Source organism: Pigmentiphaga daeguensis, assembly GCF_039523035.1.
Taxonomy (GTDB): domain Bacteria; phylum Pseudomonadota; class Gammaproteobacteria; order Burkholderiales; family Burkholderiaceae_B; genus Pigmentiphaga; species Pigmentiphaga daeguensis.
On sequence record NZ_BAAAEN010000001.1, the window covers coordinates 389,218 to 408,800 of the forward strand.

The window sequence follows — 19,583 nt, forward strand, 5'->3', positions numbered from 1 at the left end:
GCGCGCCCGATAACGTGGCGGCATTGCTTCATGGGAGCGCCAGTTTGTCTTCCGCACTACACGGGCATCGCTCGGGGACGTTCATTTGGGGCCTGGTCGCGGCCGGGCAGAACCGCGGCTGGGGGCTCCGGGGCAGTACGCGGCTGGCGCTCGCCATCGCCGCCGGGTTGGTGCTTTTCTACAACATCGCGGTCTGGCGCGAGATCGTGCGCATCGTTCCCTGGAACGGGGCGGGCTCGGTCGTCTTCTATCTATCGTTCGCCATCCTGATGTGGTCGGCGTTCGGGCTGCTGCTGACGCTGTGTTCGTTCAAGACGGTGTTCAAGCCGCTGTTGACGCTGCTGCTGCCGGTGTCTGCCCTGGCGGCGTACTTCATGGGCACCTACGGTGTCGCAATCGACAACGTGATGGTGCAGAACCTGGCCGAGACCGACGTACGCGAGGCCGGCGCATTGCTGAGCCCGGGGCTGCTGGGCTACCTGCTGGTGCTGGGGGTGCTGCCCGTGGCGGGCCTGTGGCGCCTGCGGGTGGAGTACGCGGCTGGCGTGCGGGGCGTGATGGCTCGCCTGCTGGTGGCCTCGGCCTGCCTGGTGACCGGCCTGGCGATGCTGGGCGGTTTCTATTCCGTGTACGCGCCGTTGTTCCGCGAACACCGGCAGGTGACGCAGAAGATCAATCCGACGAGCTACCTGTACGCGCTGGGCAAGTATGCGCGGCAGCGCTGGGGGGCCAAGGAGGCCGCCCTGGTCGTGGCGCCCATCGGCCTGGATGCCGTCCGCTCGGCCGCGGCCGCGGCGCGGCCCCGCAAGTCCCTGGTGGTATTCGTGGTGGGCGAGACGGCGCGCGCGGACCACTTCGGGCTGAACGGCTATGCGCGCGATACGACGCCGGAACTGTCGCGCCTGGGGGTGCTCAATTTCTCCAACGTCGCCTCGTGCGGCACGTCCACGGCGGTATCGGTCCCGTGCATGTTCTCGGACCTGGGCCGGGCGGATTATTCGGACCGCGCCGCCAAGACGCGCGAGGGCTTGCTGGACGTGCTCCAGCGGGCGGGCGTGGCGGTCTACTGGCGCGAGAACAACAGCGATTGCAAGGGCACCTGCCTGCGCGTGCCCAACGACAGCATCATGGGCAACCCGCGCCTTCCCCACTGCGACGCCGAGGGGTGCCGCGACGAGGCGCTGCTGGAAGGCCTGTCCGCCTACATGGACGAGCATCCGGGCGACGCCTTCATCGTGCTGCACACCATGGGCAGCCACGGCCCCGCCTACTACCGGCGCTACCCGCCGGAATTCGAGCGATTCAAGCCCGTCTGCCGCACCAACCAACTGGGCGACTGCCCGCACGAGGCGCTGGTCAACGGCTACGACAATTCCATTCTCTACACCGACTACTTCCTGGCGCAGGTCGTCGGCCTGCTGCAGAAGCAGGCCGCCACGCGGGATACGGCCATGGTCTACGTATCCGACCATGGCGAGTCGCTGGGCGAGAACGGTCTCTACCTGCACGCCGCGCCGTATGCGATCGCGCCGCGGGCCCAGACCCACGTGCCCATGGTGATGTGGATGTCGCCCGGCGCGGCGCGCGACTGGGGCGTGGACACCGCCTGCCTGGCCGCCCGTCGCGACGCGCCCTACAGCCACGACAACCTGTTCCATTCCGTCCTGGGAATGTTCGAGGTAAGGACGAGCGTGTACAGGCAGCAGCTGGACATGCTCGCGCCGTGCCGTGCGGCGCTCGAGGCCCGGGCGGGAAAGGGCCGCGCCCGGGGCTAGCGCCTGTCCACGCTAAAAAGAGGCTCGCCAGGCCCTGGGGCCTCAGAAGACGCTTTCGGCCAGGTTGTGCTGTTCGATGACCGACCGGACCGTGTGGCCGCTGGGCTGGCAGGCGAACTCGCATTCCTGCGGCATGTCGTTCGCGTGGCATTCGCCGCCCAGCAGCGGACACCGGCCGAACAGTTCGCTTACCCAGTCCACGAATGCCCGCACCTTGGGCGACAGGTGCCGGTTGTGCAGGTAGACCACCGAGATCGGCATGGGCGAAGGCTTCCAGTCGGTCAGCACCTCGCGCAGCAGGCCGGACTCCAGATGGGGGCGCACCATGTACCGGGCCGGCTGGATCAGGCCGAAGCCTTGCAGGCCGCAGGCCACGTATGCGTCCGAGTCGTTGACCGAGACGATGCCCTTGACCTTGACCTCGGTAGCCACGCCGTCCACGACGAAGTCCCAGTCGATGGTGCGGCCGGTGCGGGCGGAGAAATAATGGACGGCGTGATGGCGCTCGAGGTCCTTGAGCGTGCGTGGCTCGCCATAGGCCTCCAGGTAGGAGGGCGCCGCGCAGGTCAGGCTTTCGAAGGTGCCGATGCGCCGGGCCACCATGGAAGAGTCCTGCAATTCGCCGACGCGGATGGCGCAGTCCACGGCTTCCTGGACCAGGTCGACCGGACGGTCGCTCATGCCTATCACCAGCTCGATGTCCGGATAGCGCTCATGGAATTCGCACAGCGACGGAATCAGGATGGAACGGCCGATCGAGGCCGGCGTGTCGATGCGCAGCCGGCCGCGCGGCCGGCGCGCGACGTCGCGGAAGGAAGTCTCGGCTTCCTCCAGGTCCGCCAGCAGCCGCACGCAGCGCTCGTAGTAAGAGGCGCCGTCGGGCGTGAGACTGATCTTGCGGGTGGTACGGTTCAGCAGCCGGACCTGCAACGCACGTTCGAGATTACGGATGGTGGTGCTGACGGTGGCGCGCGGCAGTCCGAGGTTGTCGGCCGCCAGGGTGAAGCTGTTGGCTTCCACCACGCGTGTGAACACCTGCATGGCCTGGAATTTGTCCACGAGAGGCTCCTGCCGCCTGATGGGCGGCAATTGTTCGTTCTGGATGAATAGTGTTTGTAAAAACGCAGGATTTATCGGAAACACGATAACACTCAGAATCGGGCATCGCTGTATTCACCCATACGAGCCCGAGGTTTTTCATGTTTCGTTTTCGCAAACGCGCGCTGGCGGTCACGCTGGGCGTTGCCGTGCTTGGCGTTGCCGGGGGCATCGCCGTGCAGAGGATGCCGGCCCTGGCCGGCCAGGAAGAAGCCCCCGCCGCGCCGGCCCCGGCGGCTGCCGTGGACGTGGCCGAGGTCGTCAGCCGCACCATCACGGACTGGCGCGGCTATTCAGGCCGGCTGGAGGCGGTCGACCGCGTCGAGATCCGGCCCCTGGTGTCCGGAACGCTGACCGCGGTGCACTTCCAGGACGGCGCCCTGGTCAGGAAAGGCGACGTGCTGTTCACCATCGATCCGCGTCCCTATGCGGCCGAGGTCGCCCGGGTCCAGGGCCAGCTTGCCGCGGCCGAGGCCCGCGACGCCTACGCGGCCTCCGAACTGGCGCGCGGCCAGCGGTTGTTGTCGGACAACGCGATCGCCAAACGCGATTTCGAGGAGAAGCAGAACGCCGCGCGCGAGGCGGCCGCGAACCTGCAGGCCGCCCGGGCCGCCCTGGAGGCGGCTCGCCTGAACCTGGAATACACGCGCATCACGGCGCCGGTCACCGGCCGCATCTCGCGCGCGCAGGTGACGGTGGGCAACGTGGTCGCCGCCGGCGCGGCGTCGGCTCCGCTGACCACGCTGGTTTCGACGGCGCGCATGTACGCGGCCTTCGACGTGGACGAGCCTACCTACCTGAAGATGGCGCAGGCCAGCCGCGCCGGCTCGGGCGCCATCCCGGTCTACCTGGGCCTGGCCAACGAGGAGGGCCATCCCCGCAAGGGCACGGTCAGCTTCATCGACAACCGCCTGGACGTGGCTTCGGGCACCATCCGTGTGCGCGCGGTGTTCGATAACCCGGACGGACAACTGATCCCGGGGCTGTATGCGCGCGTGCAACTGGGGGGCGGCAAGCCGCGCGACGCGCTGCTGATCGACGAGCGCGCAGTGGGCACCGACCAGGACAAGCGTTTCGTGCTGGTGCTGGACGAGGGCAATCGCGCCCGCTATCGCGAGGTGCGGCTGGGTAGCGCCAGCGGCGGCCTGCGAGTGGTCGACGCCGGCCTGAAGGCGGGCGAGCGCATCGTGGTGAACGGTTTGCAACGCGTGCGGCCGGGCGAGCCCGTGACGCCGCGCGAAGTGCCCATGGCGGGGCAGCCGGGCCGGTTCGCGGGCGATGGTCCGCCGGCCGACGGCGGACCGTCCGGCACGCCTGCCGCGCGCCAGCCCAAGCAGGTCTGAGGCGGCCGGACACGATCATGAATATTTCCAAGTTCTTCATCGACCGGCCCATCTTCGCGGGCGTGCTGTCGGTCCTGATCCTGCTGGCGGGTGCGCTGGCGATGTTCCAGTTGCCCATCTCGGAGTATCCGGAAGTCGTCCCGCCCTCGGTCGTGGTGCGCGCGCAGTATCCCGGCGCCAACCCCAAGGTGATCGCCGAGACGGTGGCTTCGCCGCTGGAGGAATCCATCAACGGCGTCGAGGACATGCTGTACATGCAGTCCCAGGCCAACAGCGACGGCAACCTGGCCGTTACCGTCACCTTCCGCCTGGGCATGAACCCGGACAAGGCGCAGCAACTGGTGCAGAACCGGGTGTCGCAAGCCTTGCCGCGCCTGCCCGAGGACGTGCAGCGGCTGGGCGTCACGACCATCAAGAGTTCGCCCACGCTGACGATGGTGACCCACCTGATCTCGCCGGATGACCGCTACGACATCACCTACCTGCGCAACTACGCGCTGATCAACGTCAAGGACCGCCTGGCGCGCATACCGGGCGTGGGCGAGGTGCAGCTGTGGGGCGCCGGCAACTACTCGATGCGCGTCTGGCTGGATCCGCAGAAGGTCGCGCAGCGCGGGCTGACGGCCTCGGACGTGGTGGCGGCGATACGCGAGCAGAACGTGCAGGTCGCGGCCGGCGTGATCGGCGCCTCGCCCAGCGCGTCCGACGTGTCGCTGCAATTGTCGGTGAACACGCAAGGCCGCCTGCAGACCGAATCGGATTTCGCCAACATCGTGCTCAAGACCTCGCCCGACGGTGGCGTGACGCGCCTGTCGGACGTGGCGCGCATCGAACTGGCGGCGGCCGAGTACGGCCTGCGTTCGCTGCTGGACAACAAGCCGGCGGTGGCGCTGGCCATCATGCAGTCGCCGGGCGCCAACGCGCTGGCGGTGTCGGACCAGGTGAGGGCGGCCATGAAGGACATGGCCAAGGACTTCCCGCCCTCGGTGGACTATCGCATCGTCTACGACCCGACGCAGTTCGTGCGCGCCAGCATCAAGGCGGTGGTGGTCACGCTGCTGGAGGCGGTGGCGCTGGTCGTGCTGGTGGTGATCGTGTTCCTGCAGACCTGGCGGGCCTCCATCATTCCGCTGCTGGCGGTGCCGGTCTCCATCATCGGGACGTTCTCGCTGATGCTGGGCTTCGGCTATTCGATCAACGCGCTGTCGCTGTTCGGCATGGTGCTGGCGATAGGCATCGTGGTGGACGACGCCATCGTGGTGGTGGAGAACGTCGAGCGCAACATCGCGGCCGGGCTGACGCCGCGCGAGGCCACGTACCGCGCCATGCGAGAGGTCAGCGGTCCCATCATCGCCATCGCGCTGACGCTGGTCGCGGTATTCGTGCCGCTGGCTTTCATGACCGGGCTGAGCGGGCAGTTCTACAAGCAGTTCGCGATGACCATCGCCATCTCGACGGTGATCTCGGCCTTCAACTCGCTTACGCTGTCGCCGGCGCTGGCGGCCCTGCTGCTGAAGTCGCACGACGCCCGGCCCGATGGCCTGACGCGCGTGATGAACCGCCTGTTCGGCGGCTTCTTTCGCCGCTTCAACGACATGTTCGGCCGGGCGTCCGATCGCTACGGCGCCGGGGTCACGGGCGTCATCTCGCGCAAGGCCATGGTCATGGGCGTGTACGGCGTGCTGCTGGCGCTGACGCTGGGCGTCTCGTCCATCGTGCCGGGGGGCTTCGTGCCCGCGCAGGACAAGCAATATCTGGTGGCCTTTGCGCAGTTGCCCAACGGCGCCTCGCTAGACCGCACCGAGGAAGTGATCCGGCGCATGTCCGACATCGCGCTCAAGCAACCCGGCGTGGAAAGCGCCATCGCGTTTCCCGGGCTGTCGATCAATGGCTTCACCAACAGCTCGAGCGCCGGCATCGTCTTCGTGTCCCTGAAGGACTTCCATGAGCGCAAGGGCAAGGAGGTCTCGGCCGAGGCGATCTCGAACGCACTGAACCAGCAGTTCTCGGCCATCAAGGAGTCGTTCATCGCGGTGTTCCCGCCGCCGCCCGTCATGGGACTGGGCACGCTGGGAGGATTCAAGCTGCAGATCGAGGACCGGGGCGCGCTGGGCTACGCCGAGCTGGACGCGGCGGCGCAGGCCTTCGTGGCGGCGGCGCAGAAGGCGCCGGAGCTCGGGCCGACGTTCAGCAGCTACCAGATCAACGTGCCGCAACTGGACGTGCAACTGGACCGGGTCAAGGCCAAGCAGCTGGGTGTCGCGGTCACGGATGTGTTCGACACCATGCAGATCTACCTGGGTTCGCTGTACGTGAACGACTTCAACCGTTTCGGGCGGGTGTACCAGGTTCGCGCGCAGGCCGATGCGCCGTTCCGTGCGCATCCGGACGACATCCTGGCGCTGAAGACCCGCAACGCCGCCGGCGAGATGGTGCCGCTGTCGTCGCTGGTGGACGTGCGTCCGACCTTCGGACCGGAAATGGTGGTGCGCTACAACGGCTATACCGCCGCCGACATCAACGGCGGGCCGGCCCCGGGCTATTCCTCGGACCAGGCCCAGGCCGCCGCCGAACGCATCGCCGAGCAGGTCCTGCCGCGCGGCATGAAGCTGGCGTGGACGGACCTGACCTACCAGCAGATCCTGGCGGGCAACGCCGGCATCTGGGTGTTCCCGATCAGCGTGCTGCTGGTGTTCCTGGTGCTGGCGGCCCTGTACGAGAGCCTGACGCTGCCGCTGGCGGTGATCCTGATCGTGCCGATGAGCATCCTGGCCGCGCTCACGGGCGTCTGGCTGACACGGGGCGACAACAACATCTTCACCCAGATCGGCCTGATGGTGCTGGTCGGCCTGGCCTCGAAGAACGCCATCCTGATCGTCGAGTTCGCGCGCGAACTGGAACTGCAGGGCAGGTCGGTGGTCGAGGCGGCCATCGAGGCCAGCCGCCTGCGGCTGCGCCCCATCCTGATGACGTCCATCGCGTTCATCATGGGCGTGGTGCCGCTGGTGACCTCCACCGGCGCCGGTTCCGAGATGCGGCATGCCATGGGCGTGGCGGTGTTCTTCGGCATGCTGGGCGTGACCCTGTTCGGTTTGTTCCTGACGCCGGTCTTCTATGTACTGCTGAGGCTGGCCAGCGGTGCGCGCAAGCTGCACTCGGCCGCGCAGCACGAGGCGCCCATCGTGGCGGCTCATCACGCGGGGCATTGATGTGAAAGAGAATCTGATGAAAAGCGGTTTGCGAAGCGCGGCATTGACGGCCTTGCTCGTGCTGGCGGGTTGCGCGGTGGCGCCGGCCTACGATCCCCCGCGGCCCGAGGTGCCGGCATCGTTCAAGGAAGCGGCCGGCGGGAACTGGAAGGCCGCCCAGCCGGCCGAGGCTGCCCATCGCGGACGCTGGTGGGCGGTGTTCGGCGACCCGGTACTGGACCGGTTGCAGGAGCGAGCGGCGGACGCGAACCAGGATCTCAAGGCCGCCGTGGCGCGCCTGGCGCAGGCCAGGGCGCGGCTGGGCGAGGCCCGGGCCGACCTGTACCCCCGCGTCGACGCGGGCGCGGGCCCCACGAGGCAGCGGCCGTCGCCGGCTTCAAGGGGCCTGCCCGCCGAGGCGAACACGTCGCCGTCGACGCTGTGGCGAGCCCAGGCTTCCGTGGCCTACGAAGTGGATCTGTTCGGCCGGGTGGCGGCCGGGGTCGAGGCGGCGTCGGCCCAGGCCGAACAGGGCGAGGCCCTGCTGCGTTCGGTGCAACTGGCCGTGCAGGCCGACGTCGCGCAGGCCTATTTCCTGGTGCGGGAACTGGATGCGGGCCAGGAACTGTACGGCGGCACCGTGGCGCTGCGCGAGCGTACGCTGGCGCTGATCCAGCGCCGCTACGACGAAGGGGACATCAGCGAACTGGACCTGGCGCGGGCCCGCACGGAACTCGCATCGGCGCGGTCCGAGGCCCTGGATATCGCCCGCCAGCGGGCGACGGCCGAACATGCGCTGGCGATCCTGCTGGGCGAGGCGCCGGCTTCCTTCAGCCTTCCCCCGAGTCCGCTGGCGAGGCTGGCCGTGTCCGTGCCGCCGGGCCTGCCATCCGATCTGCTGGAACGCCGGCCCGACATCGCCGCCGCCGAACGCGCCATGGCGGCCGCCAATGCCCGCGTCGGCGTCGCGCGCACGGCATTCTTCCCCAGGCTGGAGCTGACCGGCGCGCTAGGCTACGAGTCCGCGCAACTGGGCGACCTGTTCAACTGGTCCAGCCGCACGTTCCTGCTCGGCCCCCTGGTGGGCACGATGCTGACGCTGCCCATCTTCGACGGCGGGCGGCGCGAGGCGGGGCTGCAGGCGGCGCGGGCGGCCTACGAGGAAGAGGCCGCCCGTTACCGCCAGACGGTGCTGGCGGCCTTCAAAGAGGTGGAGGACAACCTGGCCAACCTGCGCATCCTGGCCGACCAGTACCGGGCGCAGGACGAAGCGGTGGCATCCGCCGCGCGCGCGGCCCGGCTGTCGCAGATCCAGTACCGCGAAGGCTCGGTGAGCTACCTGGACGTGATCGATGCCGATCGCAGCGTGCTCCAGCAGCGCCGTGTGGCCACCCGGCTGGACGGGGAACTGGCTCGCTCCACGGTCAACCTGATCCGCGCGCTGGGCGGCGGCTGGGAAGGGCAGGCGCCGGCGCCCGCGGCGGCGCTGTTGCTTCCACGCCAGCCTTCGTAACAAGCCGTGGCCGCGGCCCCGCAGTCTTGGGGGCTGCGGTCTTTGCTGTACGGAACGCTTACATAGTCAGGCGCCGCGCCCGTTGCGGACAGACATGCCGAGCCTACACTGGATCGACGCGCAGGTCCCGCGCGCCGGGGCCTTTCCGCGCGAAAGGAGTCAGGCATGAATACGAAATCCAAGCGTGGCGCCCTGGGACTGGCTGCGGTCGCCCTGGGCACCGTTCTGTTCACCTCGGCGCACGCCGCTTCCGCCGCCGACACCACCTACCAGGAGGAACTGGCTCGTTGCAACAGCGGCCAGTCGGGCCAGGACCGCGCGACATGCAGGCGGGAGGCCGGCGCTGCCTTGCAGGAAGCGCGGCGCGGCAATCTGCGCGGCGCCAGCGATTCGGCCTACGAGCAGAACCGCAACCAGCGCTGCAACGCCTTGCCGGAAGCCGACCGCGCGGCCTGCATGGCGCGGGTGGACGGAAGAGGGACGGTCAGCGGGAGCGTGGAAGGCGGAGGCGTGCTGCGGGAGTACCGGGAAGTGGTGACACCCGCGCCCGGCTCCCCGGCCATGCCCTCGGGCTCGCCCAGCCCGGCGATGCCAAGGCCCGACGGCCCGGGCATGCGCTGATACCCTCCCGAAGCATTTCCCCTTGATCCGCCGCGGAATTCCCCGGAAAGTGGCGCTTTCCGGGGGTCGCGGCGCGCCCCGTTATAAAATGCGCTGGCTTTACATCGATCTTTGGGGGGCCAGGTGCGCATCGCCATACTGGAAGACGATCCGGCACATGCCCGGATCATAGAAAAGACGCTGCTGCAGGCGGGGCACGACTGCCATCTGTTCGAGGACGGCAGGGCGATGTTGCGCGACCTCCATCGCCAGAGCTACGACATGTTCGTGCTGGATTGGCACGTGCCGCACATCGAAGGCCCCGAGATCCTGGGGTGGATCCGCCGCAACCTGCCGCCGCAGCTGCCGGTGCTGTTCGTCACCAGCCGCGACGAAGAGCAGGACGTGGTCGACGGGCTTCAGGCGGGTGCCGACGACTACATGGCCAAGCCCATCCGGCCCATCGAACTGCAGGCCCGGGTGGCCGCGCTGCTGCGCCGGGCCTATCCCGAGGCTTCGCGCCCGAGCCAGCCGGGCTTCGGAGTCTATACCTTCGACCTGCACCGCCGGGAAGCGCGGATCAAGGGCGAGCCGGTCGAACTCAAGCCCAAGGAATACGAGCTGGCGCTGTACCTGTTCCGCAACCTGGGGCGGCTGCTGACGCACGAGCACCTGCTCGAGGAGCTGTGGGGCACGAGCGCCATCGACACGCGCACCGTCACCACGCACATGTCGCAACTGCGACGCAAGCTCGACCTGCGGCCGCACAACGGCGTGCGGCTGGTGCCGGTCTACGGGCTGGGCTACCGCTTCGAGATACTGGCCGACCCGCCGGCAACGAACGAATCCAACGACGACCCTCTATGAAGAACCTACCCAGCATGGACGCCGGCATCCGGCTGTCCGCGTGGGCCATCGCCGCCGCTTGCGTGTTCGGCACGGCGCCGGCTCATGCCCAGCAGGCCGAGCCGGTGCGTCACCTGGTGCGCGACGGCGACACCTTGTATGACCTCGCCCAGGCCTACCTGGAAGACCCCGGCCAATGGCAGGCCCTGGCCCGCGAGAACGGCAATCCCAATCCGCTCAGGCTCAAGCCGGGTTCGGTCATCGTCGTGCCCGACGCGCTGCTGCGCAAGAAGCCCGGCGGCGCGCGCGTGGTCCACGTCTCGGGAGGCGTGCGCTATACGACGCGCAGCGGCTCGACCGGCGCGCTGGAACGCGACATGCGGCTGATCGACGGCGATCGCCTGAGCACCGATGCCGGCGGCTTTGCCACGCTGGAGATGGCGGACGGCTCGGTGGTGCGCGTGGCGGGCGACTCCGAACTGCGCCTGGAACGCCTGAAGTACAGCCTGACGAAGAAGCGCGCCGACACCTCGCTGGTGCTGGACAAGGGCCGTGTCGAATCGCGCGTCTCACCGCAGCGGCCCACGGGCAGCCGTTTCCAGGTCGACACGCCGCTGATGGCCGCCGGCGTGCGAGGTACCGAGTTCGGCGTCTCGATGCGCGAGGGCAGCTCGGCCACCAGCGACGTGCTGGAGGGAGAAGTCGAACTGCGCGTGGCGCGTTCGGGTTCGACCACGCGGGTCGCGGCGGGCCTGGGGGGCGCGGTCGCCACCGATGCGCCGACCGCCACGCTGTCGCCGTTGCTGGCGGCGCCGGACCTGTCCGGCGTCCAGGCATTGCAGCAGCGACTCATCATCGATCTGGCGTTTCCCGCGCTGGCCGGCGCGGCCTCGTACCGCGCCTTCATCTGGCCCGCCCATGCCGCCGAACAGGTGGTCAGCAACCTCGTGACCGCCACGCCGCGCGTGCGCTTCGCCGGCCTCGACGACGGCGACTACGTGGTGCGGATCAATGGCGTCGACGCGCAGGGCATCGAGGGCCGCCCGGTCACCTGGCCGATCAAGCTCAAGGCCCGGCCCGAGCCGCCGGTCACCATCGCGCCGCCCGACGGTGGCGTGGTCGAGCAGACCGAGGCCGTGCTCCGCTGGACGGGCGCGGACGGCACCATCGGCTACCGCCTGCAGGTGTCGCGCGACCAGGCCTTCGCCAACCCCTTCGTCGACGAAAGCATGCTGTCCACGGATTCCCACGCCGTGCGCGGGCTGGCCTCGGGCAACTACTTCTGGCGCGTGGGCAGTGTCGTCCAGGGCAAGGACGGCAGACCCGATGCCGGACCCTACAGCGATCCGCGCCGCTTCATGGTGCGCCTGCCCGTGGGCGGCAAGCTCGGCATGAGCCAGCAGGGCGACGAAGTCGTGCTGACCTGGGACGGCGAGGAAGGGCAGAACTACCTCGTCCAGGTCGCGCGCGACGCCGGCTTTGCCGGCATCGCCGCCGAGCGCCGCATCACGGAGCGCAAATGGGCGCTCGAGTCCTTGCCCGCCGGCGAGTATTTCGTCCGCATCCAGGCGACGGACAGCGACGGCTATGTGCGCGATTTCACGCGTCCGCAGCGCTTCCGCGTCAATCGCACGGTCCGCAGCGGGGACGGTGCGTTGCGATCGGGTGACGGCCAGGAAATCCAGCTTCCCTAGGGCCTGTTCACGCGCATGGACCGCCAGGCCGCATCCGCCACGCTGCGCCCGGGGCCCGGGCGGCCCCGGGCCCCGGTCCGCGGCATCGCGGTCGTCGCGGGCTTGCTGCTGGCTGCCTTGCTGGCCTGGCAGAACGGCCTGGGCCGTCTGGACGCGGCCCTGTACGACTTCCTCAGCCGGCTGGATCCCGCCGTGCCGAGCCAGGACATCGTGGTGGTGGCCATCGACGAGGCCAGCCTGGCGAAGGTGGGCCGCTGGCCGTGGAGCCGCGACCAGCAGATCGACCTGATCGAGCGCATCGCCCAACAGTCGCCGGCCGCGCTGGGCCTGGACCTGCTGCTGTCCGAGCCGTCGGCCGATCCGTCGGTGGACCTGCGCATGGCCGAAGCCATCCGCCGCAGCGGCAACGTCGTGCTTCCGGTCTTCACCGCCAACACGGGCGGCAGGGTGCAGGCCATGCTGCCGGTGCCGCCGCTTGCCGCCGCGGCCCGGTCACTGGGGCATGTCTCGGTCGAACCGGACGCCGACGGCGTGGTGCGCAGCGTCTTCCTGCGCGAAGGCACCCGGGACCGCCAGTGGAACCACTTCGCGCTGGCGCTGCTGCAGATCGCCGGCAGGGCCGTCGCCCGGCCGCTGCCGGGGAACCGGGCGCCGGCTGGCCCGGAGACGGCACCGGAGGCATGGTGGCGGGATTTCTGGATACATATCGACTATGCCGGGCCGGCCGGAACCTATCGCACTGTTTCCGCCGCCCAGGTGCTGGCGGGCGAGCTGCCCGACGGCGCGCTGGACGGACGCATCGTGCTGGTCGGATCCACCGCGGCGGGCCTGGGGGACGTCTATCCCACGCCCTTGTCGGCGCGCCACAGCTTCACCCCGGGGGTGGAGATTTCCGCCAACGTGATCGACAACCTGATGTCGGGAACGGCGCGCCGCGTCATCGCCCCGTGGGCGGGGGCGCTGCTGACGGTACTGCTGGTGGCGGCGATGCTGCCGGCGCTTTGGCTGTTCGCGCAGGGCTGGGCGCTGGCGGCATCGGTGGCGGGGATAGGCGTGGCGGCGGCAGCGAGCGGCGCCATGCTGCTGGCCGAGGGCGTCTGGTGGCCGCCCGGCGCGGCGGTGCTGGCCATCGCGGCTTTCTACCTGGGATGGAACTGGCGGCGCCTGGAACGCGCGGCCGGTTATCTGGTGGACGAACTGGGCCGGTTGAAGCGCCATGGCGCGGTGCTGCCGCAGGATGCGGCCGCGCCGGCCGGCGACCTCATCGACCGGCGGATCCACGACCTGGCCCGCGCCACGGGGCGCTTGCTGGACGTGCAGGCCTTCATGTCGTCCGTGATAGAAAGCCTGCCCGAGGCGGCGCTGGCGGTGGGCGAGGACGGCCGCGTCCTGCTTGCCAATCGCGAAGCCGTGCGGCAGTTCGGCGCGGCCGCCGCCAAGGGCGAGGAGATGGCCCGCCTGCTGGCGGATTTCACGCTGGTGGGCGGCGGCCCGCTCAGCTGGCCCGCGGCGGTGGCGCCGGGACATTTCGCCGAATGCCGCGATGCCGCCGGGCGGGCCTTCCTGTTCGAGTATGCGCGGTGCGCGGGAGAAGAGGGCGGCGAGACCGCCTGGATCGCCACGCTGGTCGACATTAATCCGCTGCGCGAGGCAGAGCGCAAGCGCGACCAGGCCCTGCGCTTCCTGTCGCACGACATCCGGTCGCCGCAGGGGGCCATCCTGGCCCTGCTGGACCTGCATCGCAGCGACCCCGGCGAACTTCCGCAGGACGAACTCCTGGACCGCATCCGGCGCTACGTGCTGCGCACGCAGGCCCTGGCGGAATCGTTCGTCGAGCTGGCACGGCTGGCGACGGCGCCGGTCCGCGACGACGTATTCGAGGGTACGGACGTGGTCCTGGACGCCGCCGACGAATGCTGGAGCCTGGCCCAGGCCAAGCACATCGAACTCGATGCCGACGTGCCGGACGACGGCGCGCCGCTGCGCGGCGACCGTGCGCAACTGACGCGCGCCCTGATCAACCTGATCGGCAACGCGATCAAGTACAGCCCGCCGCATACGCGGGTGGATTGCCGCATGGTGCGCCGGGAAGACCTGTGGTGCATCGCGGTGCGGGACCAGGGACGAGGCATCGCCGCCGAGGACCAGGCCCGCCTGTTCCAGGAGTTCTCGCGCGTGGGTGGCGCGGCGGACGGCGACGAACCGGGTTTCGGGCTGGGCCTGGCCTTCGTCAAGGCCGTAGTCGAGCGGCATGGCGGAAAGATAGAGTGCCAGAGCGCGCCGGGGCAGGGCAGCGAATTCCGGCTGTTCCTGCCTGCCACGGTAAACAACACTGAACCCCGGGCGAGTGGCCGCGGCGGACACGCGTAGACTGCAGGCTGTCTACGAAGTCAGTGGTACGAATGGCTGAACGATTATTGGTGATACTCATCCTGTGCGCGGCGATGGCTGCGCCGTTCGGCCTGATCTGGCTGAATGCGCGGCAGATCTGGACCGATCTGGTCGTCGTCTATCCGCCGCAGGCGGCGATATGCAAAGGGGCGCCCGGGTCGGAATGGTATGATGCCGTCCTGTCTTCCTGACCGCAGTCGTAAGCGTTAACGTCATCCAACGCGCTGAACGTCGCGCCAGCCCGCCGGGCCCGTGTGCGCCGCTTATCGACGTCCGATGATGAACAACGCCTCTCCTTCCGTCTCCTCTCCTTCCTCCCACGAATCCGCGCTGCGCCTGCTGCCGCTGGTCGCCATCGTCTTTTCCGGCTTCCTGGCCGTCGGCCTGCCGCTTCCAGCGCTGCCGCTCTACGTGAACGGCGTGCTCGACTTCAGCCCGCTGGTCGTGGGCTGGATCATCGGCCTGCAGCCGTTGACCACGATCCTGACCCGCAAGTTCGCCGGTACCTACGTCGACAGGCACGGGCCGCGCCAGTCGGTGATGATGGGATTGCCCATGGCCGCCATGGCGGGGCTGCTCTACGTGGCCTCGGCGCTGATTCCCCATCCGTCGCTTGCGCTTGCGGTGCTGGTCGTCGGCCGCGTGTTGATGGGGCCGGCCGAAAGCCTGTTCCTGACCGGCACCATGACCTGGGGCATCGGCCGGGTGGGGCCGCAGCGCACCGGCATCGTGATGTCCTGGCAGGGTATTGCGATGTTCGCGGCGCTCGGCCTGGGCGCGCCGCTGGGCGTCTGGGTCATGCAGCAGGTCGACTTCCTGGCCGTCGGGCTGGCCACCGTCGCCTTCCCGCTGCTGGGCCTGGCGATCGCCTGGCGCGTGCCGCCGGTGCCCGTGGTCGGCGGGGCCAGGAAGCAGGTGCCGTTCCTGCGCGTGATCGGCATGATCTGGCGGCAGGGCGGCGCGCTGTCGCTCGCCTCGGCGCCCTTCGCGGTGCTGACCGCCTTCGTGGTGCTGTACTTCGCAAGCCGTGGCTGGGATGGCGCCGGCCTGGCCCTGACGGGATTCGCCGCGGGCTACATCCTGGTCCGGCTGTTCTTCGGCAGGCTGCCCGACCAGCTGGGCGGACGCAAGGTCGCGGCCATCTCGCTGGTGATCGAGGCCCTGGGCCAGTTCCTGTTGTGGATGGCGCCCAGCCCCGGTTTCGCGCTGGCAGGCGCCACCTTGACGGGCGTGGGATTTTCGCTGGTGTTCCCGGCCATGGGCGTGGAGGCCATGCGCCGCGTGCCGCCCGAGAGCCGGGGCGTGGCCGTGGGCGGATTCCTGGCCTTCGTGGACATCACCTCGGGCGTGACCGGGCCGCTGGCGGGCCTGCTGATCGGTGCCTACGGCTATCGCGCGGCCTTCCTGGCCGGCCTGGCCGCCTGCGCCATCTCCTTCGCCGTCATCGTGTTCGGCATGGGCAGGGAACCGCAGCGGGGCGCCTGAGCCTGGCGCCCCGGCATGCCGGTCACTCCAGCACGCGCGATACTTCGTAGATGGCTGTCGTTCCGCTGACCTCGTTGCCGACGATCAGCAGCGGCTGGCCCGTGGGCGACTTCGCCGCGGGTACGAACTTCAGGCCTTCGGGACCGAGGTCGCCCATCTTGGCAAGGTTCTCGTTCGAAGGCTCGTCCGTCCAATTGGCGCGGGTGTTGAAGTAATCCATGAACACCGGCGCCTTGGGATCGGTGATGTCGTAGACCATCACGCCGCCCATGCGCTCCAGGCCGATGAAGGCGAAGGTCTTGTCGCCCATGACGCCGATTTCCACGCCTTCGGGTTCGGGGCCCTTGGCGTCGCTGCGGCTGTCGAAAGTGGCTTTCTCGTCATGGCCGGTGTTGAAGTAGGTGGCGCAGGGTACGTCGCGGTCGGGGCCGAGCTTGCACGAGTCGCTGGCCAGCATGCGCTCGAACTGCGCGCCCGAATCCCACACCAGCTTGCCGTCCTGGTCCCAGATGGAGAACGAACGGCCGCCGTAGGCGTACAGGTGGTCGTACATGATGCGATCGCCGGTCGGGTCCTCGATGCCCTGGGCGTTGAACTTGACCGGCTTGCCACTGGCGTCCTGGCGATAACCCATGGTCCACGAGATCTGCAGGCGGCCCAGGACATCGTCGTCGCGGCAGGCCCCCGGCTTGCCGGCCGTGGCGCCGCAGTAGGCGAAGGTCTCGGGGTTCAGCAGGGCGCCGGCGGCCAGCGCGTCCAGCTGCGGGGGCAGGTCATCGCCACGGCGGCGGGCGAAGCCGCTGGCATGGACCAGATGCTTGACGCGGAATTCCTCGACGAAGCCCTTGCCGGCGTCGCCAGCCCAGTAAGCATCATCGTCCTCGCCCCAGGCCCGGGCGTCGCCTTCGTTGGCCGTCACGAGATAGGTCTTGCCGCCCGCGGTGTAGGAGGCGATGGCGTCGGGCAGGTACATGCCGCGCACGCCGGGAAAGGTGCGGATGTCCAGCTTGGCGGGCTCGTCGCTGGCGTCCAGCGCGTTGGCTTCCAGGCCATGGTCCTTGTAGCCCAGCGGCAGGATGTCGGTCACGGTGGCCGTGGCGATGTCGATGCGCGCCAGGGCGTTGTTCTCCTGCAGCGTGGCCCATGCCGTCTTGCCGTCGGCGGACACGGCGATGTATTCGGGTTCGAAATCCTGGGAGGCGCTGGCCTTGGGCCCGAAGATGCGCACGCCCTTGGCGCGCAGTTCGGCTTCCTTGCCGTTCCAGGCGGTGAAGCCGGCCACCCTGGCCGACGGCGCGGCGGGGTTGGAGACGTCGATGACGCTGATCGAACCCGCCGGGTCGACGTGGTAGTCGTCGCTGGGCTCGCCCTCGTTGGCGACCAGCAGGGTCTTGCCGTCGGGGGTGAAGGCCAGCATGTCGGGCAGGGCGCCCACGCCCACCTTGCCCAGCAGGGCCAGCGTGTCGGCCTTGTACAGCGCGGCGAAGCCCGGATCCGTCTTCTTCGCGGCCTGGATGGCGACGGCGACGATGCCGTCGTGGACGGCGACGCTGTTGATCTCGGCGCCGGTCGAGATGGTCGAGGCATCGATGGTGCCGATGTGCTTGGGGCTGGCGGGCGTGCTCAGATCCAGCACGTCGACCACGCCGTTGCGGGCGTTGACGACGAAGCCGCGCTTGCTGGCCGCGTCGAAGGCGGGGATTTCGGCGGCGCTGACGCCGAACTGGCCGGCGGAATAGCGACCCAGCATCTTCAGGCTGATGCTCTTGGGCGTCGGCTCGGCGGCGGGAGGCGGGGTCACGGGCGGCGTGGTGGGCGCCGCGTCGTCGCCGCCATCGCCCAGGCATGCCGCCAAGGGGATGGCGACCGCCAGGGCGCACAAGCTGCGGGCAAGGATCGTCATGCGCGAGGGCTGGGTGGCGAATGTCATCGTTCGGTGGGGTGGGTTGGACAAGCGCCGCATCATGACGGAGTAACATGACAGTCATATGTAAGGATCCCCGGCCGAGCCCGGAACCGGCCGGAGCCGCCGCGCGCGGTAGAATGCGGCGGTTCATTCCTTCCCTCCCATGTCCGACTCTCCCGATGTCATCCTGATGCGGCGCGCGCTGGCGCTGGCCGAGCAAGCCTGGCGCGACGGCGAGGTGCCGGTCGGTGCCGTGGTCTGCGACGCCTCGGGCCGCATCCTGGGCGAGGGCGCCAACCGGCCGGTCGGCAGCCACGACCCCACCGCCCACGCCGAGATCCAGGCGCTGCGCGCGGCCTGCCTGGCGGCCGGCAACTACCGCCTGCCCGGCGCCACGCTATACGTCACCCTCGAACCCTGCGCCATGTGCATGGGCGCCATGCTGCACGCGCGGCTGGCGCGCGTGGTGTACGGCGCGCCCGACCCCAAGACCGGAGCCTGCGGCGGCGTGCTGGACCTGCCGTCCATCGCCGTGCTGAACCACCAGACCCGGGTCGAGGGCGGCGTGCTCGCCACCGAATGCGGCGAGCTGCTCCGCGCTTTCTTCCGCCAGAAACGCGAGGCCGCCCGCGGCGGCCCGCCACTTCCTTCCGAGTCCGCATGAACCGACGCCGTTCTTCTCCCGCCGACGCCCACCACGACCACGACGCGCATCATGGCCACCCGCATGACGAGGCCGGCGGCCACCATCATGGCCATGACCACGCCCATGGGCCCGGTCCGGGCTTCCCGTCCCTGGGAAGCCGGCCCGGCATCTACCTCGTCTCGCCCTCGGGCGCGGTGCCCGATCCCGAGGTCATCGCGCGCGCGCGGGAGCACCTGAAGGCGCAGGGCTTCCATCCGGTGGCGGACCGGGGTGCCCTGGTGCGCCACGAGCGCTTCGCCGGCACGGACGACCAGCGGCTGGCCGCGCTGGCGCGGGCAATCACCCAGAAGCATCCCATCGTGATGGCGACCCGGGGCGGCTACGGCCTGTCGCGCCTGCTGCCGCGCATCGACTGGAAGGCCATGGCCGACAGCGGCAAGCGCTTCGTCGGACACAGCGACTTCACCTTCTTCCAGCTTGCGCTGCTGGCCAGCACGGGCGCGGTCAGTTATGCCGGCCCGATGGCAGCCTTCGACTTCGGCGGCAAACGCGTGGACGACCTGACCGCGGCGATGTTCGGCGAGACCCTGCGCGGCGAACTGGAAATCCTGAGCTTCGAATCGGAAGGCTCCGACCCGGTCGACTGCCGAGGCATCCTGTGGGGCGGCAACCTGGCGGTGCTGGTCTCGCTGCTGGGCACCCCGTATTTCCCGCGCACCCGGGGCATCCTGTTCCTGGAGGACGTCAACGAACACCCGTACCGGGTCGAACGCATGCTGGTGCAACTGGCCCAGGCCGGCGTGCTGGCCCGCCAGAAGGCCATCGTGCTGGGCAGTTTCACCGACTACAAGCTGACCCCGCACGACGCCGGCTACGACCTGGGCTCGGTCGTGCGGTGGCTGCGCCGCGAAGTGAGGATTCCGGTCGTGACCGGCCTGCCGTTCGGCCACGTGAAGACCAAGGCCACGCTCCCGGTCGGAGCGAAGATCGGCCTGGCGACCGAAGCCGGCATGGCCTACCTGGTCTTTCCGCACGGACATTGAAGTTTGCCAGGGCGCCGCGGATCCGGCTTGGCCGGTCCGCCAGTGCCGCCCTCTC

The 19,583-nt window shown here is 69.4% G+C and carries 14 protein-coding genes; 12 read left to right on the forward strand and 2 right to left on the reverse strand.

Translation table 11 applies throughout. From position 1 onward, the window contains the following. Nucleotides 1–44: 44 nt before the first annotated feature. Nucleotides 45–1,775 carry a phosphoethanolamine transferase gene (locus ABD104_RS01940; RefSeq protein ID WP_279814843.1) on the forward strand — a complete coding sequence of 577 codons (1,731 nt, stop codon included), beginning with the start codon at nucleotides 45–47 and terminating at the stop codon, nucleotides 1,773–1,775. Nucleotides 1,776–1,817: 42 nt separating this feature from the next. Here the strand turns inward: ABD104_RS01940 and ABD104_RS01945 are convergent, their stop codons facing one another. Further along, a complete protein-coding gene (locus ABD104_RS01945) occupies nucleotides 1,818–2,834 on the reverse strand; it encodes a LysR family transcriptional regulator (RefSeq protein ID WP_087840110.1) in 1,017 nt (338 codons plus the stop codon). Between the two features lie 140 nt (nucleotides 2,835–2,974). On the opposite strand from ABD104_RS01945, the gene ABD104_RS01950 reads away from it, so the two are divergent. The 9 genes from ABD104_RS01950 to ABD104_RS01990 all read left to right on the forward strand — a co-directional run bounded on the left by ABD104_RS01950 (nucleotide 2,975) and on the right by ABD104_RS01990 (nucleotide 15,933). Next, complete coding sequence (locus ABD104_RS01950) at nucleotides 2,975–4,216, forward strand: efflux RND transporter periplasmic adaptor subunit (protein ID WP_343927055.1); 1,242 nt, start codon at nucleotides 2,975–2,977, stop codon at nucleotides 4,214–4,216. 17 nt (nucleotides 4,217–4,233) lie between these two features. Continuing rightward, nucleotides 4,234–7,425 carry an efflux RND transporter permease subunit gene (locus ABD104_RS01955; RefSeq protein ID WP_343927056.1) on the forward strand — a complete coding sequence of 1,064 codons (3,192 nt, stop codon included), beginning with the start codon at nucleotides 4,234–4,236 and terminating at the stop codon, nucleotides 7,423–7,425. Nucleotides 7,426–7,441: 16 nt separating this feature from the next. Then, nucleotides 7,442–8,917 carry an efflux transporter outer membrane subunit gene (locus ABD104_RS01960; protein ID WP_087840113.1) on the forward strand — a complete coding sequence of 492 codons (1,476 nt, stop codon included), beginning with the start codon at nucleotides 7,442–7,444 and terminating at the stop codon, nucleotides 8,915–8,917. Nucleotides 8,918–9,082: 165 nt separating this feature from the next. Beyond that, nucleotides 9,083–9,538 (forward strand): hypothetical protein, encoded by a 456-nt coding sequence (locus ABD104_RS01965; RefSeq protein ID WP_343927057.1) that lies wholly within the window; start codon nucleotides 9,083–9,085, stop codon nucleotides 9,536–9,538. 123 nt (nucleotides 9,539–9,661) lie between these two features. Further along, a complete protein-coding gene (locus tag ABD104_RS01970; RefSeq protein WP_087840115.1) occupies nucleotides 9,662–10,384 on the forward strand; it encodes a response regulator transcription factor in 723 nt (240 codons plus the stop codon). Continuing rightward, entirely contained in the window at nucleotides 10,381–12,057 is a 1,677-nt protein-coding gene (locus ABD104_RS01975) for a FecR family protein (protein WP_087840116.1), read from the forward strand. Before ABD104_RS01970 ends, ABD104_RS01975 begins: the two co-directional genes overlap by 4 nt. A gap of 15 nt (nucleotides 12,058–12,072) precedes the next feature. Continuing rightward, nucleotides 12,073–14,427, forward strand: coding sequence for a CHASE2 domain-containing protein (locus ABD104_RS01980; protein WP_087840117.1), 2,355 nt, complete (start codon nucleotides 12,073–12,075; stop codon nucleotides 14,425–14,427). 32 nt (nucleotides 14,428–14,459) lie between these two features. Further along, on the forward strand, nucleotides 14,460–14,639 hold the full coding sequence (locus tag ABD104_RS01985; RefSeq protein WP_140416884.1) for a hypothetical protein: 180 nt from the start codon (nucleotides 14,460–14,462) through the stop codon (nucleotides 14,637–14,639). Nucleotides 14,640–14,724: 85 nt separating this feature from the next. Beyond that, nucleotides 14,725–15,933: an MFS transporter gene (locus tag ABD104_RS01990; RefSeq protein ID WP_243724342.1), complete on the forward strand. Its 1,209-nt coding sequence runs from the start codon at nucleotides 14,725–14,727 to the stop codon at nucleotides 15,931–15,933. Nucleotides 15,934–15,955: 22 nt separating this feature from the next. On the opposite strand, the gene ABD104_RS01995 is transcribed toward ABD104_RS01990, so the two are convergent. Next, nucleotides 15,956–17,863 (reverse strand): choice-of-anchor I family protein, encoded by a 1,908-nt coding sequence (locus ABD104_RS01995; protein WP_371695193.1) that lies wholly within the window; start codon nucleotides 17,861–17,863, stop codon nucleotides 15,956–15,958. Between the two features lie 139 nt (nucleotides 17,864–18,002). Between ABD104_RS01995 and tadA the strand changes: the two genes are divergently transcribed. Both tadA and ABD104_RS02005 read left to right on the forward strand, forming a co-directional pair. Then, the gene (gene tadA / locus ABD104_RS02000) at nucleotides 18,003–18,503 is read left to right on the forward strand and encodes a tRNA adenosine(34) deaminase TadA (RefSeq protein WP_087840118.1); all 501 of its coding nucleotides are present in this window, start codon (nucleotides 18,003–18,005) and stop codon (nucleotides 18,501–18,503) included. Continuing rightward, nucleotides 18,500–19,528 carry an LD-carboxypeptidase gene (locus ABD104_RS02005; protein ID WP_087840119.1) on the forward strand — a complete coding sequence of 343 codons (1,029 nt, stop codon included), beginning with the start codon at nucleotides 18,500–18,502 and terminating at the stop codon, nucleotides 19,526–19,528. Before tadA ends, ABD104_RS02005 begins: the two co-directional genes overlap by 4 nt. The last annotated feature ends 55 nt before the right edge of the window (nucleotides 19,529–19,583 follow it).

Excerpts from the sequence above, each read along its gene's own strand:
- ABD104_RS01980 (WP_087840117.1), top strand. The coding sequence starts at position 12,073 with ATGGACCGCCAGGCCGCATCCGCCACGCTGCGCCCGGGGCCCGGGCGG.
- ABD104_RS01950 (WP_343927055.1), top strand. The coding sequence starts at position 2,975 with ATGTTTCGTTTTCGCAAACGCGCGCTGGCGGTCACGCTGGGCGTTGCC.
- ABD104_RS01990 (WP_243724342.1), top strand. The coding sequence starts at position 14,725 with ATGATGAACAACGCCTCTCCTTCCGTCTCCTCTCCTTCCTCCCACGAA.
- ABD104_RS01965 (WP_343927057.1), top strand. The coding sequence starts at position 9,083 with ATGAATACGAAATCCAAGCGTGGCGCCCTGGGACTGGCTGCGGTCGCC.
- ABD104_RS02005 (WP_087840119.1), top strand. The coding sequence starts at position 18,500 with ATGAACCGACGCCGTTCTTCTCCCGCCGACGCCCACCACGACCACGAC.
- ABD104_RS01975 (WP_087840116.1), top strand. The coding sequence starts at position 10,381 with ATGAAGAACCTACCCAGCATGGACGCCGGCATCCGGCTGTCCGCGTGG.
- ABD104_RS01995 (WP_371695193.1), bottom strand. The coding sequence starts at position 17,863 with ATGACATTCGCCACCCAGCCCTCGCGCATGACGATCCTTGCCCGCAGC.
- tadA (WP_087840118.1), top strand. The coding sequence starts at position 18,003 with ATGTCCGACTCTCCCGATGTCATCCTGATGCGGCGCGCGCTGGCGCTG.
- ABD104_RS01955 (WP_343927056.1), top strand. The coding sequence starts at position 4,234 with ATGAATATTTCCAAGTTCTTCATCGACCGGCCCATCTTCGCGGGCGTG.
- ABD104_RS01960 (WP_087840113.1), top strand. The coding sequence starts at position 7,442 with ATGAAAAGCGGTTTGCGAAGCGCGGCATTGACGGCCTTGCTCGTGCTG.
- ABD104_RS01985 (WP_140416884.1), top strand. The coding sequence starts at position 14,460 with ATGGCTGAACGATTATTGGTGATACTCATCCTGTGCGCGGCGATGGCT.